At 63.5% G+C, this 16,566-nt stretch carries 14 protein-coding genes and 1 pseudogene; 2 read left to right on the top strand and 13 right to left on the bottom strand.

From position 1 onward, the window contains the following. Positions 1–103 precede the first annotated feature (103 nt). From A9G05_RS25325 to A9G05_RS25290, 8 genes are all read right to left on the bottom strand, one after another. Positions 104–1,075, bottom strand: coding sequence for a peptide ABC transporter ATP-binding protein (locus A9G05_RS25325; RefSeq protein ID WP_069563576.1), 972 nt, complete (start codon positions 1,073–1,075; stop codon positions 104–106). After that, positions 1,075–2,046 carry an ABC transporter ATP-binding protein gene (locus A9G05_RS25320; RefSeq protein WP_044406929.1) on the bottom strand — a complete coding sequence of 324 codons (972 nt, stop codon included), beginning with the start codon at positions 2,044–2,046 and terminating at the stop codon, positions 1,075–1,077. Before A9G05_RS25320 ends, A9G05_RS25325 begins: the two co-directional genes overlap by 1 nt. Before the next feature lie 9 nt (positions 2,047–2,055). Further along, entirely contained in the window at positions 2,056–2,961 is a 906-nt protein-coding gene (locus A9G05_RS25315; protein ID WP_069563575.1) for an ABC transporter permease subunit, read from the bottom strand. Positions 2,962–2,971: 10 nt separating this feature from the next. Then, on the bottom strand, positions 2,972–3,982 hold the full coding sequence (locus A9G05_RS25310; protein WP_069563574.1) for an ABC transporter permease subunit: 1,011 nt from the start codon (positions 3,980–3,982) through the stop codon (positions 2,972–2,974). A 106-nt stretch (positions 3,983–4,088) separates the two neighbouring features. Next, the gene (locus A9G05_RS25305) at positions 4,089–5,681 is read right to left on the bottom strand and encodes an ABC transporter substrate-binding protein (protein ID WP_069563573.1); all 1,593 of its coding nucleotides are present in this window, start codon (positions 5,679–5,681) and stop codon (positions 4,089–4,091) included. A gap of 44 nt (positions 5,682–5,725) precedes the next feature. Beyond that, the gene (locus A9G05_RS25300) at positions 5,726–7,165 is read right to left on the bottom strand and encodes an OprD family outer membrane porin (RefSeq protein ID WP_069563572.1); all 1,440 of its coding nucleotides are present in this window, start codon (positions 7,163–7,165) and stop codon (positions 5,726–5,728) included. A 221-nt stretch (positions 7,166–7,386) separates the two neighbouring features. After that, positions 7,387–8,988, bottom strand: a complete 1,602-nt coding sequence (locus A9G05_RS25295) for an ABC transporter substrate-binding protein (protein ID WP_069563571.1) — start codon at positions 8,986–8,988, stop codon at positions 7,387–7,389. A gap of 263 nt (positions 8,989–9,251) precedes the next feature. Further along, positions 9,252–9,815 carry a helix-turn-helix domain-containing protein gene (locus tag A9G05_RS25290; protein ID WP_044406946.1) on the bottom strand — a complete coding sequence of 188 codons (564 nt, stop codon included), beginning with the start codon at positions 9,813–9,815 and terminating at the stop codon, positions 9,252–9,254. A gap of 330 nt (positions 9,816–10,145) precedes the next feature. On the opposite strand from A9G05_RS25290, the gene A9G05_RS25285 reads away from it, so the two are divergent. Both A9G05_RS25285 and A9G05_RS25280 read left to right on the top strand, forming a co-directional pair. After that, on the top strand, positions 10,146–11,360 hold the full coding sequence (locus A9G05_RS25285) for a Xaa-Pro peptidase family protein (RefSeq protein WP_069563570.1): 1,215 nt from the start codon (positions 10,146–10,148) through the stop codon (positions 11,358–11,360). A 184-nt stretch (positions 11,361–11,544) separates the two neighbouring features. Beyond that, positions 11,545–11,979 (top strand): N-acetyltransferase, encoded by a 435-nt coding sequence (locus A9G05_RS25280; protein WP_069563569.1) that lies wholly within the window; start codon positions 11,545–11,547, stop codon positions 11,977–11,979. A 160-nt stretch (positions 11,980–12,139) separates the two neighbouring features. Here A9G05_RS25280 and A9G05_RS25275 read toward each other — a convergent pair whose 3' ends face one another. From A9G05_RS25275 to A9G05_RS25265, 5 genes and pseudogenes are all read right to left on the bottom strand, one after another. Further along, positions 12,140–12,655 carry a HEAT repeat domain-containing protein gene (locus tag A9G05_RS25275; protein ID WP_069563568.1) on the bottom strand — a complete coding sequence of 172 codons (516 nt, stop codon included), beginning with the start codon at positions 12,653–12,655 and terminating at the stop codon, positions 12,140–12,142. A 299-nt stretch (positions 12,656–12,954) separates the two neighbouring features. Further along, the gene (locus A9G05_RS27515) at positions 12,955–13,263 is read right to left on the bottom strand and encodes a hypothetical protein (RefSeq protein WP_139131255.1); all 309 of its coding nucleotides are present in this window, start codon (positions 13,261–13,263) and stop codon (positions 12,955–12,957) included. Between the two features lie 664 nt (positions 13,264–13,927). Then, positions 13,928–14,491 (bottom strand): annotated as a pseudogene (locus A9G05_RS28260) (RHS repeat-associated core domain-containing protein); the annotation flags it as partial. Between the two features lie 75 nt (positions 14,492–14,566). Next, positions 14,567–15,193, bottom strand: a complete 627-nt coding sequence (locus A9G05_RS27955; RefSeq protein ID WP_218187211.1) for a DUF2185 domain-containing protein — start codon at positions 15,191–15,193, stop codon at positions 14,567–14,569. After that, positions 15,190–16,566 (bottom strand): RHS repeat-associated core domain-containing protein (locus A9G05_RS25265; protein ID WP_139131254.1); only part of this gene is annotated, 1,377 nt, incomplete at its 5' end. The genes A9G05_RS27955 and A9G05_RS25265, both read right to left, overlap by 4 nt.

Raw genomic sequence — 16,566 nt, 5'->3', positions numbered from 1 at the left:
GTTTGCCGCCGCCGTACCCGTTGAGTACCGATGCGTAGCCGTAGCCCGGACTTCAGTCCGGGGAGGGGAATCCCGGGCTGAAGTCCGGGCTACAAGGCTTGTGCTAGAGGGCGATGCTTTCGGCGTGGTGGCAGGCCACCTGGCGGGCGTCGAGCAGGCGCAGTTCGGGGACTTCGCTGCGGCAGCGCTCGGTGGCGTGGGGGCAGCGCTTGTGGAAGGCGCAGCCGGGGGGCGGGTCCAGGGGATTGGGCAGTTCGCCGACGATCTTGATCTTCGGTTTCGCCGGGTCCGGGTGGATCGCCGGGGTCGCCGAGAGCAGGGCGCGGGTGTAGGGGTGCAGCGGGCGCTCGTAGATCAGCTCCTTCGGCCCCATTTCCGCCGGGCGGCCGAGGTACATCACCAGCACGTCGTCGGCCACGTGGCGCACCACGGCGAGGTTGTGGGAGATGAAGACGTAGCCGGTGTTGAAGTTCTGCTGCAGGTCCATGAACAGGTTGAGCACCTGGGCCTGGATGGACACGTCCAGCGCCGAGGTGGGTTCGTCCGCCACCAGCACCTTGGGGTTGAGCATCATGGCCCGGGCCAGGGCGATGCGCTGGCGCTGGCCGCCGGAGAACATGTGCGGGTAGCGCTGGTAGTGCTCGGGGCGCAGGCCCACCTGCTGCATCATCGCCTGCACCTGCTCGCGGCGTTCGGCGCTGGAGAGGCCGGTATTGATCACCAGTGGCTCGGCCAACTGGTCGCCGATCTTCTGCCGGGGATTGAGCGAGGCGTAGGGGTTCTGGAACACCATCTGCACGTCGCGGCGCAACTGCTTGCGGTCCTCGCTGCTGGCGCCGGCCACTTCGCGCCCGGCGATCTGCAGGGAGCCGGAGCTGGGCTCCTCGATCAGGGTCAGGGCGCGGGCCAGGGTGGACTTGCCGCAACCGGATTCGCCGACCACGGCCAGGGTCTTGCCGGCGTCGAGCTGGAACGACACGCCGTTGAGGGCGCGCACGGTGGCGTGGCCCTTGAACAGGCCACGGGACACGGAGTAGTGACGGGTCAGGTCACGAGCGGTCAGGACGGCACTCATCAGGCCACCTCGTCGAAATTGAGCGGGAAGTAGCAGCGCACGGCACCGTGTTCGTAGGCGTCGAGGCTGGGGCGGCGTTCCTTGCAACTGGCCTGGGCGTAGGGGCAGCGCGGCGACAGCAGGCAGCCCTGGGGCCGGTCGTAGCGGCCGGGGACGATGCCGCGCAGGGTCTCCAGGCGCGGCTTGCCGACGCTGTGTTCGGGAATCGCCTTGAGCAGCGCCTCGGTGTAGGGGTGTGCCGGGGCGTCGAACAGGCGCGGCACGCTGCCCACTTCCACGGCCTGGCCGGCGTACATCACGCAGACGCGGTTGGCGGTCTCGGCGACCACGGCCAGGTCGTGGGTGATCAGCACCAGGCCCATGCCCTGTTCGCGCTGCAGGTTCAGCAGCAGGTCCATGATCTGCGCCTGGATGGTCACGTCCAGGGCGGTGGTGGGTTCGTCGGCGATCAGCAGCTTGGGTTCGGCGGCGATGGCCATGGCGATGGCCACGCGCTGGCTCATGCCCCCGGAGAGCTGGTGCGGGTAGGCGTCGAGGCGGCTTTCGGCGCCGGGGATCTCCACCCGCTCCAGCAGTTCGCGGGCCCGCTGGCGGGCGGCGCGGCCTTTGAGGCCGAGGTGCTGGCGCAGCACTTCCTCGATCTGGAAGCCCACGGTGTAGCTGGGGTTGAGGGCGGTCATCGGGTCCTGGAAGACCATCGACAGGTCCTTGCCGACGATGTGCCGGCGCTGCCTGCCCTTGAGGCGCAGCATGTCGGTGCCGTCGAACTGCATCTGGTCGGCGGTGATCCAGCCGGGGGCGTCGATCAGGCCCATCAGGGCCATCATGGTCACCGACTTGCCGGAGCCGGACTCGCCGACGATGGCCAGCACTTCACCGGCGTTCACCTGCAGGTCGAGGCCGTCCACCACGGGTACGGCGCTGAGGTCGCCGAAGCGGACGCAGAGGTTCTTGATATCCAGAAGGCTCATGGGGGCTCCTCAGGCGGCGTTCTTCAGTTTGGGGTCGAGTGCGTCGCGCAGGCCGTCACCCATCAGGTTGATGGCCAGCACGCTGAGCAGGATGGTCAGGCCGGGGAGGGAGACGACCCACCAGGCGCGCTCGATGTAGTCGCGGGCCGAGGCCAGCATGGTGCCCCACTCGGGGGTGGGTGGCTGGACGCCGAGGCCGAGGAAGCCCAGGGCGGCGGCGTCGAGGATCGCCGAGGAGAAGCTCAGGGTGGCCTGCACGATCAGCGGGGCCATGCAGTTGGGCAGCACGGTGACGAACATCAGCCGCAGCAGCCCGGCGCCGGCCAGGCGCGAGGCGGTGACGTAGTCGCGGTTCAGCTCCACCATCACGGCGGCGCGGGTCAGGCGCACGTAGGAGGGCAGCGAGACCACGGCGATGGCGATCACGGTGTTGATCAGCCCTGGGCCGAGGATGGCGACGATGGCCACCGCCAGCAGCAGGGAGGGCAGGGCCAGCATGATGTCCATCAGGCGCATGATCGAGGGACCCATCAGGCGCGGGAAGAAGCCTGCCAGAAGGCCCAGGAAGATCCCCGGGATCAGCGACATCAGCACCGAGGCCACGCCGATCAGCAGCGACAGCCGGGCCCCGAAGATCAGCCGCGAGAGCAGGTCGCGGCCCAGTTCGTCGGTGCCGAGCACGAAGCGCCACTGGCCGCCATCCAGCCAGACCGGCGGGGTCAGCATGGCGTCGCGGAACTGCTCGCTGGGGTCGTAGGGGGCGATCCAGGGGGCGAACAGCGCACAGACGATGATCAGGATCATGAAGGCCAGGCCGCCGACGGCGCCCTTGTTGTGGCAGAAGCTCTGCCAGAACTCCTTCAGCGGCGAGGGGTAGAGCAGGGCCGGCTCGACCGGGGGCTGGGCGATGGTCATGGTCGGCTCCTCAACGTTGATGACGGATGCGGGGGTTGGCGAGGCCATAGAGGATGTCCACCACGAAGTTGACCAGGATGACCAGGCAGGCGATCAGCAGGATGCCGTTCTGCACCACGGGGTAGTCCCGCGCGCCGATGGACTCGATGAGCCATTTGCCGATGCCCGGCCAGGAGAAGATGGTTTCGGTGAGCACGGCGCCCGCCAGCAGGGTGCCCACCTGCAGGCCGAATACGGTGAGCACCGGGATCAGCGCGTTGCGCAGGCCGTGCACGAACACCACGCGGCTCGGCGACAGGCCCTTGGCGCGGGCGGTGCGGATGTAGTCCTCGCGCAGCACTTCGAGCATCGCCGAGCGGGTCATGCGGGCGATCACCGCCAGGGGGATGGTGCCCAGCACGATGGCCGGCAGGATGAGGTGCTTGAGGGCGTCGACGAAGGCGCCTTCCTCGTCGGAAAGCAGGGTGTCGATGAGCATGAAGCCGGTCTTCGGCTCGATGTCGTAGAGCAGGTCGATGCGCCCGGACACCGGTGTCCAGCCCAGGTGCACGGAGAAGAACATGATCAGCAGCAGGCCCCACCAGAAGATCGGCATGGAGTAGCCGGTGAGGGAGATGCCCATCACCCCGTGGTCGAACAGCGAACCGCGCTTGAGCGCCGCCAGCACGCCGGCCAGCAGGCCGAGGGTGCCGGCGAACAGCAGGGCGGCCAGGGCAAGCTCCAGGGTGGCGGGGAACAGCGTGAGGAATTCGTGCCAGACGCTCTCGCGGGTGCGCAGCGACTCGCCCAGGTCACCCTGGGCCAGCTTGCCGATGTAGGTGAGGTACTGCTCGTACAGGGGCTTGTCGAGCCCCAGGCGGATCATGGCCTGGGCGTGCATTTCGGGATCGACGCGACGTTCGCCCATCATCACTTCCACCGGGTCGCCTGGAATCAGGCGGATCAGCGCGAAGGTCAGCAGGGTGACGCCGAAGAAGGTGGGGATCAGCAGCCCCAGTCGGCGAGCAATGAAACTGAGCATCTCGGTGATTGACTCCTCAGGTATCACGCCCGCTTCCGTGGGTAACGGTGGGCGGGCGTCGTTCTTGTTGTCGGGTGTCGCGGCAGCGGGTGCCGCGACGGCGCCGTTACTTCACCCGGGTGGTGGCGAAGTGGTTGTTGGACAGCGGGCTGATCACGTAGCCCTCGACGTTACTGCGGCGCACGTTGAACAGCTTAGGGTGCGCCAGCGTAATCCACGGGGCTTCGCGGTGGAAAACCACCTGGGCCTGTTCATAGAGCTTCGCTCGCTCGGCAGGCTCGCTGACGCCACGGGCCTTCTGCATCAGGGCTTCGAACTCGGGGTTGCACCAGCGCGCCTGGTTCTCCCCCGACTCGGCTGCCGCACAGGACAGGTTGGGGCTGAGGAAGTTGTCCGGGTCGCCGTTGTCGCCGGCCCAGCCCAGCAGCACCAGGTCGTGCTCGCCGCCCTTGGAACGCTTGAGCAGTTCGCCCCACTCCAGGGAGCGGATGGTCATCTGGATGCCGGCCTTGGCCAGGTCCGCCTGCATCATCTGTGCCGCCAGCGCCGGGTTGGGGATGGTCGGCGAGGTGCCGTTGCGGATGAACAGGGTGATCTTCAGGTCCTTCACCCCGGCTTCGGCCAGCAGGGCGCGGGCTTTCTCCGGGTCGTGGGCCCAGTCCTGCACCTGGTGGTTGTAGCCCAGCAGGGTCGGTGGGTAGGGGTTGACCGCCACGCTGGCGTTGCCGGTGCCGAACACGGCCTGGATCATCGCCTGCTTGTCCACGGCGAGGTTGATGGCCTGGCGCACGCGGGCGTCGTCCAGCGGCTTGTGCTGGGTGTTGATGGCGACGTAGGTGGTCAGCAGCGCGTCGATCTCGTCCACCGCCAGGTTGGGGTTGCTGCGCACGCCGGGTACGTCTTCCGGTTTGGGGTAGAGGGCGATCTGGCACTCGCCGGCGCGCACCTTCTGCAGGCGCACGTTGGGGTCGAGGGTGATGGCGAACACCAGGTTGTCGATCGGCGGCTTGCCGCGGAAGTAGTCCGGGTTGGCCTTGTAGCGCACCTGGGCGTCCTTGGCGTAGCGGCTGAACACGAAGGGGCCGGTGCCGATGGGCTGCTGGTTGAGTTGGTTGGTCTTGCCGGCCTTGAGCAACTGGTCGCCGTACTCGGCGGAATAGATGGAGGCGAAGCCCATGGCCATGTCGGCGAGGAAGGGCGCCTCGGGGCGGCTGAGGGTGAAGCGCACGGTGAGCTCGTCGACCTTCTCCACACGTTTGATCAGCTCGCGCATGCCCATGGCGTCGAAGTAGGCGTAGCCGCGCTGGGCCGATTCATGCCAGGGGTGCTTGGGATCGAGGGCGCGCTGGAAGCTCCAGAGCACGTCGTCCGCATTCAGGGTGCGGGTGGGGGTGAAGTAGTTGGTGGTGTGGAACTTCACCCCCGGGCGCAGGTGGAAGGTGTAGACGGTGCCGTCGGGGCTGATGTCCCAGCGTTCCGCCAGGGCCGGCTCCAGCTCGGTGGTGCCGGGCTTGAAGGCCACCAGGCGGCTGAACACCGTTTCGGCGGAGGCGTCGGCGGTCACCGCGCCGGTGTACTGGACGATGTCGAAGCCTTCCGGCGCGGCCTCGGTGCAGACCACCAGGTTGGCCGCCTGGGCCAGCGGGGCGCCGGCGGCCAGGGCCACCAGCAGGGGCAGGGTACGGAGCGTCATGCGCATGTGAGTCTCCTTGTGGGGCGCCGCTGGGCGGCGCCCGTCTCAATCTAGAGCAGGTCGAAGGGGAAAGTGCTGACCACGCGCAGTTCGTTCACGCTGCCGTCGATCTGCTGCTTGCTGGCCTTGTGGGACATGTAGGTGACCTTGAAGGTGCTGTCCTTGATGGTTCCGCTCTGCACCTTGTAGGCCGCCATCAGCCCGTACTCGTGGTGGCGTTCGCCGTCCATGCTGCGCACTTCGACGTAGTTGCCGTAGGCGCCGTTGCGATCGCCGTCGTAGTGGGTGCCGTCGATGTCCCAGCCCTTGGCGTACCAGGCGGTGGTGGACAGGCCGGGGACGCCGAAGTAGCTCCAGTCGGTCTCGTAGCGGATCTGCGCGGACTTCTCGTTGGGGCCGTTGTAGTCCGAGAGCAGGGAGTTGGCCAGGTAGATGGCCGCCGTTTCGTGGACGTAGTCGAAGTACTCGTCGCCGTCGATCTGCTGCCAGGCCAGGGTCAGCGCGTGGGCCTGGTGGGCGAGGGTGAATGCCAGGCTCCAGGCGTCGTTGTCGATGTAGCCGGCCTTGCGTGAGCCGGTGTCGCGGGTGCGGTAGCCGTTCAGCGCGGTGCGCAGGGAGAGGTTTTCGCGGTCCCCCAGGGTGTGGGTGATGCCCAGGTAGTACTGGTCCCAGATGTCTTCGAAGCGGCCTCCGTAGGCGGCGATCTCCAGGCTCTCCAGCGGCTTGTAGTTGCCGCCCAGGTAATGCATGTGCTCGCCCTTCACCTCGCGGGTGCCGTACTCGGTGGTGAAGGCTTCGTCGCCTGCGCCGGTACGCGGGCTGACGCGGCGGAAGCTGCCGGCCTGCAGGGCCAGGTTGTCCAGCTCTTCGCTGGTGATGGCGTAGCCGGTGAAGCTGGAGGGCAGGGCGCGGTTGTCGAAGTAGCTGAATACCGGGGTGTCCACCTGGAAGCGGCCGGCCTTCAGCTCGGTGTTGGAGGCGCGCAGGCGCACGTTGGCGATGCCCAGCTTGGACCACTCCTCCACGCCGTGGCCGTTGCTGTCGGCCAGGGTGCGGTTGCCGCCACCGCCGATGCGGCCCTTGCCGCGCTCCAGGTTGATGGCGTTGAACGCGGCGACGTCGAGGCCGAAGCCGATGGTGCCCTGGGTGTAGCCGGAGCTGTACTTGAGCTGGGTGCCTTGCACCCAGGCGCGGCGGCTGTGGGTGCGCTGCGGGCCGTCATCCTTGGGGATGGTGAAGCCGAAGCTGTCCTTCATCTGCTCGCGGGCGGCGAAGTTGCGGGTGCTGAGGGTCAGGCTCTGCCCCTCGATGAACCCGGTGGCGCCGGCCTGGCCCTTCACCGGCTTGTCCACCGCCGGGATGTTCTGCACCTGGGCGGCGTAGCTGGGGTTCTCCGGCACCGGTGGCATGGGCTGTTCCTCGGCCCGTGCCGCGCCGGTGGCGGCCAGCAGGGCCAGGGCCAGGGTCGCTCGGGAATGGTCTTTCTTCATGTCGATCGCTCCTTTGTTGTTATGGCTTCGCGTTGAAGCAAGGAGCGCTGGCGCGGACTGCCGTCGTCACCGGACAAGCCGGTGACGTCGCACGCAAGCGCAGCTTCCTTGCGGACTCGTTGGGGCAGGTATGAAAAAAGGTCTCCTCCGCTCTGCGGCGGATGGAGGGGCTGGTCACGGAAGACCGGGGCCTGGCGGGGGCAGCCGCCAGGCCCCTGTGCTCACGGGGCGTTGGCCACGCCGTAGAAGGAGTTGGTGGAGAACGGGCTGATGCGGAAGCCCTCCACGCTCCGGCTCATGGGCTGGTAGACGGTGGAGTGGGCGATGGGGCTGATCGGCACCTGGTTGTGCAGGCGCTGCTGGGCCTTCTTGTACAGCTCGGTGCGCTGGGCCTGGTCGGTGCTGGCCTTGGCCTGCTTGACCAGCTTGTCGTAGTCGGCGTCGCACCACTTGGAGACGTTGTTGCCGTTGACCGAATCGCAGCCGTAGAGGGTGCCGAGCCAGTTGTCCGGGTCGCCGTTGTCGCCGGTCCAGCCGAACAGCATGGCGTCGTGCTCGCCGGCATGGGCGCGCTTGATGTACTCGCCCCACTCGTAGGTGACGATGCGCGCCTTGACGCCGACCTTGGCCCAGTCGGCCTGGATCATCTCGGCCATCAGCCGCGCATTGGGGTTGTAGGGGCGCTGCACGGGCATGGCCCAGAGGGTGACTTCGGTGCCTTCGGCGATGCCGGCGGCCTTGAGCAGTTCCTTGGCCTTGTCGGGGTTGTAGCCCGGGTCCTTGATGGTCTCGTCGTAGGACCACTGGGTCGGCGGCATGGCGTTGACTGCCAGTTGCCCGGCGCCCTGGTAGACCGCTTCGATGATGGCCGGCTTGTTCACCGCCATGTCCAGCGCCTGGCGCACCTCCACCTTGTCGAACGGTGGGTGGGTGACGTTGTAGGCGATGTAGCCGAGATTGAAGCCGGGCTGCGAGGGCACCTGCAGGCGCGGGTCCTGCTTGAGCCCTGCGATGTCGGCCGGACGCGGGTTGAGGGTGACCTGGCATTCGCCGGCCTTGAGCTTCTGGGCGCGCACGGAGGCGTCGGTGTTGATGGCGAAGATCAGGTTGTCGATCTTCACGTCTTCGGGCTTCCAGTAATGCTTGTTGCCGGTGAAGCGGATCTGCGCGTCCTTCTGGTAGCGCTTGAACACGAACGGGCCGGTGCCGATGGGCTTCTGGTTGAGCAGTTGCGGTGTGCCGGCCTTGAGCAACTGGTCGGCGTACTCGGCCGAGTGCACGGCGGCGAAGGGCATGGCCAGGTTCTGGATGAAGGCTGCGTCCACCTGGTTGAGGGTGAACTTGACGGTGTGGTCGTCCAGCTTCTCGACCTTGGCGATGTTCTTGTCCAGGCCCATGTCGGTGAAGTAGGGGAACTCGCTGGGGTAGGCCTTACGGAACGGGTGGTTCCTGTCGAGCATGCGCTGGAAGGTGAACAGCACGTCGTCGGCGCTGAATTCGCGGCTGGGGGTGAAGTACTCGGTGGTGTGGAACTTCACGCCCGGGCGCAGGTGGAAGGTGTAGGTCAGGCCGTCTTCGGAAACGTCCCAGGATTCGGCCAGCGCCGGCCCGGCGCGGGTGCTGCCGCGCTCGAACTGCACCAGGCGGTTGAAGAGGGTTTCCGCCGTGGCGTCGAAGTCGGTGCCGGTGGTGTATTGGCCGGGGTCGAAGCCGGCGGGGCTGCCTTCAGAACAGAACACCAGGTTGCTGGCGGCGGAGGCGAAGGAAGTGCCGAGGAGCAGGCCGGCAGCGAGCAGGGCCTGGACGAGGGGGTTCTTGGGCATGCGGGACCTCGATTGTTCTTTTTCTGAGGGCGTCACGGGCTCGCGGCTTTATGGACCGGGCACGTGCTCGGTACAACCCGCTGCGTTCCGGTCCCGGGGTCAGGTGGCCGGCCCTGTGCAGCGGTGAGCGCTCTGGCCGGGGCTCCATGCCCAACGCCAAAGCGTGGCCGAAATTAAGTCATGCTGAAAAAGTGGTCAACAGAAATTAAGCAAGACTTACATTCAGGCGTCACCTGGCGTCGCATCGTGGCAATTGAAAGGCGTCAGGAGGCGTTGCGGTCGTCGAACAGCGGCATGGTGGTGACGGTCAGCACCTCGGCGACGTTCTCGCCGACGTTGGCCAGGCAGTGGGTCTTGCCGGCGTCGAAATGCACCGAGTCGCCGGCGGCGAGCGGGTACTGGCGGCCGTCGATGGTGTAGACGATCTGCCCGGAGAGCACATAGGCGAACTCCGAGCCCTCGTGGGCGATCAGCTCCGACTGGTAGCCGACCGGCATGTTCATCTTCACCGCGTTGAGCAGGTTGCCGGGGAAGGAGGTGGACAGGCGCTCGTAGGCCAGCGGCTGGCCCTCGATGGTGTAGCGCACGCGCTCGTTCTGGTGGGAGTCGGGCTGGGGCTGCGGCGGTTGGTCGAACAGCGCGTTCATCGGCACGCCGAGGGACTTGGCGATGTTGGCCAGGGAGGAGATGGACACGCCCGTCAGGTTGCGTTCGGCCTGGGAGAGAAAGCTGGCGGTGAGCCCCGATTCGGCAGCGACCTGGTTGAGGGTCTTTTTCGCGGCACGCCGGTAGCGGCGCAGGCGTTCTCCGATGCGGTCGACGGACATGGCGGGTGCTCTGGTGACGGGAGGCGGCCAGTATACCGAGCGGTGCGGCGGGCGGCAGTCCCGGCGCAAGCGCCCAGGCCACCGGCTTGTGGCCGGCGGTGGGCACGGTACCGCGCAAGGGAAGGGTGGAGCTGCCGGGCGATCGTGTCGCCGGGCCTGCGCAGCATAGTGGCTGAAGCTGTCGGGAAGCTGTCAGCGAAAGGTCGAATGGCGCGCGCGACGTGCATCGGTGGCCATAAAATTAAGTCACACTTAAAAAATCCTTTGACCGCCTCGTTCAGCCTCCCTTAAATTCCGCCGCCGGATTGTCAGACAAGCGAGGACCACGGGATGACCAGGGGTGTAGGCGGCAGCACGCCAGAGGCGGCGCTCGCCCAGTTGCACGACATGACCGCCGGTGCGCGGCCCATCGAGGCGGCGGAGTACCACGCACGCATCGCCCGCGCCCAGCGCTTCATGGTCGAGCAGGGCATCGGCGCGTTGTACCTCCATGCCGGGGCCAACCTGCGCTACTTCACCGGCGTGCAGTGGCACCCCAGCGAACGCCTGGTCGGCGCGCTGCTGCCGGCCGTGGGCGAGCTGGAATACCTCGCCCCGGCCTTCGAGGAAGGCACCGTGCGCGGCTTCCAGGTGGTGCCGGGTGCCATCCGCACCTGGCAGGAGCACGAGTCCCCCTACCGCCTGCTGCTGGATCGCCTGGCCGCCCTGGGCCTTGCCGACGACGCCTGCGTGGCGCTGTGCCCGAGCCTGCCGTTCTTCATGTTCGACGGCCTGCGCAATGAGTCGCCGCACTACCGCTTCATCGACGGCGGTCGCGTCACCCAGCACTGCCGGGCCCGCAAGTCCGCCGCCGAGATCGCTCTGATGCAGCGCGCCAAGGACATGACCCTGGCCGTGCACAAGGCCGCCGCCAGCATCCTCCGCGAGGGCATCACCCCGGCCGAGGTGGAGGCCTTCATCCACCAGGCCCACCGCCGCGTCGGGGCGAGCGGCTCGTATTTCTGCATCGTCCTGTTCGGCGCCGACAGCGCCTTCCCCCACGGCGTTGCCCAGCCCCGGCCATTACGGGACGGCGACATGGTGCTGATCGACACCGGCTGCCGCCTGCACGGCTACCTCTCGGACATCACCCGCAGCTACGTCTTCGGCACCCCCAGCCCGCGCCAGCGCGCCCTGTGGGACGCCGAGAAGCGTGCGCAACTGGCCGCCTTCGACGCCGCCCGCCTGGGCGCCCCCTGCGAAGCGGTGGACGCTGCTGCCCGGCGCTCCCTGGAAGCCGACGGCCTCGGCCCGGACTACCAGCTCCCCGGCCTGCCGCACCGCACCGGGCACGGCATCGGCGTGGAGATCCACGAAGGCCCCTACCTGGTACGCGGCGACGCCACGCCCCTGGCGCCGGGCATGTGCTTCAGCAACGAACCGATGATCTGCGTGCCCGGCGAGTTCGGCATCCGCCTGGAAGACCACTTCTACATGGCCGAAGACGGCCCGCGCTGGTTCACCCAGCCGAGCCACTCCATCGACGACCCGTTCGGGTTGGCCTGAGCCCGGCAGTGGCGTGTCCTAAGGGGATAGGTCCTCGAAGCTGCTGCGGCTGAAGCGGATCACCGCGCCACATCACCCCCTTCCCGGTTACCGCCGAGGAAGTGGGCCGGCGCGCTTCTGCAGGCCGACGTTCGCCGGCGCTTATAATCGCCGGCTTCGAACGTGACCCCGCACAGGACTGCACATGATCCGCCTTGCCCGCCCCGACGAGTACGCCGACCTGGTGGACATCTGGCTGGAGGCCTCCCTCCAGGCCCATGACTTCATCCCCGATGCCTTCTGGCACAGCCAGCGGGACGCCATGCTCAACCACTACCTGCCTGCCGCGGAAAACTGGGTTGTGGAAGAGAGCGGCCAGGTGTGTGGCTTCCTGTCCCTGGTCGAGCACCACCTGGCCGCACTCTTCATCCACCCCGCCCACCAGCGCAGCGGACTCGGCCGCCGCCTGCTGGACAGCGCCAAGGCGCGGCATCCCTCACTGGAACTGAACGTCTACCGCGCCAACGTCAAGGCGGTGGGCTTCTACCGTTCAGCCGGTTTCGAAGTCGTCGCCGAAGCGCTGGATGCCGCGACCGGGCAGCCGGAGTTGACCTTGCGTTGGCGGGGGAGAGAGGAGTGAGAAGCTCCGCCTTCCTGTGTTGCGTGGGTTTCCCATCAGGAAATGTCCAGCCAGCATGTTGGGTTCCGGGAATTGGCGGAAGTGAGTTAGAGGGTACTGGCCTTCAGCAGGTCAATTGCCTGACGTGCCGCCAGCCTGACCTCAGGGGAGGCGTCTCTCTTCAGGGGGGGATCAGCGCAATGACTTGGTCCCCACCCAACCCGGAAAGCTCATCTATGGCGTTTTGCCTGACGATAGGGTCCGAGTCGTGCAGGCAAGGGGCAATCACGGGAATGGCCTCGCTTCCCAGGGCAAAGGCCATGAACCGGATAGCGGCTCCCCTCACATAGGGGGAGGTGTGCTGCATGAGGCGCTTGACCAGTGCCTTGGCCCTTCTGACGTTCAAGCGCCGGAGCGAATCAACGGCTTGGCTGGCAATCCGTTCGTTCTGGCTTTCGGCTAATGCCATCAGAGCTTGGGTAAGTTGCTTTCTGGGGGCTTTGCTCAGCCCCAGACCGAACGTTGCCGCTCGTTGTCGCATCGGGTTGAGGCCGTTGATGTGTTCGAGCCAATAACCAGGCTTGCTTCGTTCGATGTTGAAGGCCACCACATCGTAGAAGTCATCGTCTTCGATGTTGCAAGCAAAGAGCTGCTCCAGTTCAGTCAGTGACTTGTCCGAGATGTGGAGAATGTCCATGCGACCTCGTTGCGGGTGGGGGGATTTTCATGCGGCTCACAGGCTTGGCAATCCCATTTGTATCGTTGCTTTTACTCCGCATATCCGGCGTGGTGTCTCGGCCAGGCCACTGCCTCTACATAAGTGGCTCTCGTTACTGTTCGTCAGGAATAACGATGCTTTGAAGTGGGTGGTCTACAAAATTAGTGACTGTTAACTCATGTGTGGTTGCAACCCAATCTATATTTTTTGTATCAACCGGTGGCTTGGAATTGCGGTGAATTTTGATTTGCGTGATCAATAATAGTTTGCCCTAAAGTTCAAGGGGTATATTCATATGCTGTATACCTGTCAGCATAAAATGTTGCTAGATCTTTATCTGATTCATAAAGCTCAGACCAGACCTCGTAACCATCTATTAGCGGCTCTCCATCTTGTAAAAAGCAGGCTTGCTCTGGGTGAGATTCAAATCCGCAGCACTCTGCATATTCAGTTGCTTCCTGCTCGCCTTTTAGATAGGCAGTTTCAAGGTCCGGCGCCTCAAAGCAGACTGTGCGCTCTTCAAAGATATTTTTCCCATCGTCCTTCTTCCCGAAGAGATATACATTTCTTATTGCGTACCAAGGCATGTGACCTCCTGAAATTAATTTTTCACATAAATTTAAAGTGTAGAATAATTCATGTTCTCTATTGATTTAGCATGCCCGCTTCGGGATGTATTAAGTGCTTTTTCAGGCCAGTGGTAGTGAATCTTAGCCTTACAAGGTGTGTCATTTGGCCGGCGCAGATCGAAACCCATATTCACCCCGTATTATCCGTACTACTACATGGTTTCGCTGAAGGCTGGAACATCCCCTCGGCAGGTTGCCCCGTTGACTAACCTGCCTACAAATTTAGTCATTGCTGGCCTAGGTCAATGATGTTTGGACGCGGAAGTGAGCTCCAGCCCGGAAATGAAGGAGGGACTGGAGCAGGTGATGCTGGAGTGTTGTTATCCTCTTCACACCGTAGATCCACAGGGCAGTTGGGGTTAGGGAAATTAAGCTCATCGCAAAGTGCGCAAGGGGCTGCGCCAGCGATACAGGCGAGTTCGATGTGAATAAGTGGGCCACGAATAGATCTGATTTTTCCTCCCTTGGATTTTCGGCTACCTCTCTCCCCCATAGCTTTCTCATGAGTATTTAGTTTTTTCTGCAATGCATTTCTGGTTTTTTTGTCGAGGTTTGGGTCTTTTAACTGCTCTTTGATTCGGTCTACTTGTGCCTGATCAAGTTTATGGTTTCCTTCAGCTGTTAAACCATACTCATCGAAGTAGCTCAGGGGATTACCTTCTACATATCCATAGGTATTCAGCCCTCCATCCAACCCAATCGGATCACTCTCCACATACCTACCCGTCTCCGCGTCGTAATCCCTGAAGTAGTTGTAATACAGCCCACTGTGCGCATCGGCGACCTGCCCGGGGAAGCGCAGGATCACGTCGATGGTGCTGCCGTGGTTGTTCGGCTGCCCCACCCCAAAGGCATCGCTCGGCCAGCTCCACACCAGGTTGCCGCCCTGGTTGGTGGCCAGGCGCGGTGTGTTGAGGTGGTCGCTGTGCAGGTAGGTGAGGGTGGTGCGGGTGACGGTGGTGCCGGCGCTGTAGGTCAGGTCGATCTGGGCGATGGGCAGGCTGTCGAGCCAGACGTAGTAGCTGGCCTGGCTCTTCCTGCCGGCGGTGGTGTAGCGCACCTGGCCCATGACCTGCCCGTCGGGGCCGTAGAGGTAGGTGTTGGGCGTGCGGGCGGTGCCTTGCGGGACCTCCTTGAGCACCCGCTGGCCGAGGGCGTTGTAGATGTAGCGGGCAATAGGGCTGCCTATGACGTCGGTTCAAATGTTTTAGTGATTAAAGTCTAATGCTTGATGGGCGAGTTCATCACTCGCCCATCAGTGTTATCTATCAATTTTTTGGTCGTGCCATGCTGAGCTCTCTGCTCCTTGAATAAAAAATCTATATCCAAATGGTAATGCAATGAAAGGCATGATGTCTGGGCGGTGTGCTGTGAGATGGTATAAGTGAACAATTTTCAGGGTTTTAGTATCCCCATTGTATTCATCCGATGTTAACCACCAGCCAGACATGTGCTCAGGCGATGGATAGCGAACACCTGTTACGTTACCTCCACTATATACGCCTTCAGATATAACAATCTTCCTGTCTGGTCTTGGGGGGGAGAAGGGAGCGCTGTATTTGGAGCAAATTTCATGCTGTTTGTTCCAGCAATCTATGGTGTAGTTCGCTCCGCAGATAAATTCAGTGGCTTCTTTGTTGTATTCGAATATTTCGAGGTGATCATTTTTTTTGATGAATTTTATAAGCCAAAATCCATATGGAAATGTTTCTTCGTTTTTGATGTTTATCTTTGTTGTGGATATAAAATTTGTTATTGATTCGAGTAGATGTTTGGCATCTCTGATTTCTAGTTCAGGTGAGAGCTTCAGCGATATTTCGCTATTGTTTAAGGAGGTTAGGCCTGTGGTAACTAGCCTTTCTCCCTCTCTGACTATATTAATTCTCATCTATTTCCACCATTTTTTGCCGCGTTAGCTTGCCCGCCTTGGACTCTACTGCAGTGCAGGCAGTGTGGATAAAGTTCCTGTGGGTTTCCCTCAGGGTTAAGGGAGGAGGGAGGTTGGTGGTCAGGAACGAAGTTACCACTTTTAGTACCTGGCTCTGTAGCGCCACACGTATGACAGCCTGTATCTGCGCCTATTTCATTAATTCTATCCCGCTCATCCGGAGTAAAGTCGCGATCTGGTCCTCTTGCAGGGATTGAATCTCCAGCGTGAGCACCTGGGCTCAATGTGGAGTCGCTGAAAATTCCGCCGAGGCTACTGCTGACATCGTCACATGCTGCGTTTACAGCGTTTTCGCAAAGCTCAGGGTGCAATAAACATATTGCTGATATTGCTATTCCGCCACCTACTAGCGCTTGGCAAGCAGGGTTTGCCACGCAGCGTTGAACAGCTACTCCCGCTGCTGGAGCTGCCAGCAGAAGACCAGATGGGTCGCTGTATTTGATTGGATTCGATGCTACATACCCAAATGTATTGAGCCCACCATTTAGTCCAATTGGATCACTCTCCACATACCTACCCGTCTCCGGGTCGTAATCCCTGAAGTAGTTGTAATACAGCCCACTGTGCGCATCGGCGATCTGCCCGGGGAAGCGCAGGACCACGTCGATGGTGCTGCCGTAGGTGTTGGGCTGCCCCACCCCAAAGGCATCGCTCGGCCAGCTCCACACCAGGTTGCCGCCCTGGTTGGTGGCCAGGCGCGGTGTGTTGAGGTGGTCGCTGTGCAGGTAGGTGAGGGTGGTGCTGGCGATGGTGGTGCCGGCGCTGTAGGTCAGGTTGATCTGGGCGATGGGCAGGCTGTCGAGCCAGACGTAGTAGCTGGCCTGGCTCTTCCTGCCGGCGGTGGTGTAGCGCACCTGGCCCATGACCTGGCCGTCGGGGCCGTAGAGGTAGGTGTAGGGCGTGCGGGCGGTGCCCTGCTGGACCTCCTTGAGCACGCGCTGGCCGAGGGCGTTGTAGGCGTAGTGGGCGATGGGGGTACCGACCTTGTCGGTGACGGCGCTGAGGCGGCCCTGGTCGTCGTAGGTGTAGCGACGGCTCTGGCTGTAGCGGGTGTAGTGGCCGGCGGCATCGGCTTCGACGGCGTAGCTGGTGCTGCGCTGGGCGAGGCGGTTGCTGTCGGGGGCGTAGCGCAGGCTCTGCTTGGCGGTCTGCGCTTCGCTGCCATTCGTGGTGGCGTAGGTGGTGCGGCTGGTGCGGTTGCCGGTGGCGTCGTAGGCGTAGGCCTTGCGGCTGTCGGCGGCCTTTTCCTCGGTCAGGCGGTCCAGGGCGTCGTACTGGTAGTCGAGGCTGCCGAACAGGCTGTGGGCGTGGGT

The organism is Pseudomonas sp. ENNP23 (assembly GCF_001728945.1).
Taxonomy (GTDB): Bacteria; Pseudomonadota; Gammaproteobacteria; order Pseudomonadales; family Pseudomonadaceae; genus Metapseudomonas; species Metapseudomonas otitidis.
Note: the sequence above shows the minus strand (reverse complement) of the source record. Positions and strands in the feature narration are given on the sequence as shown.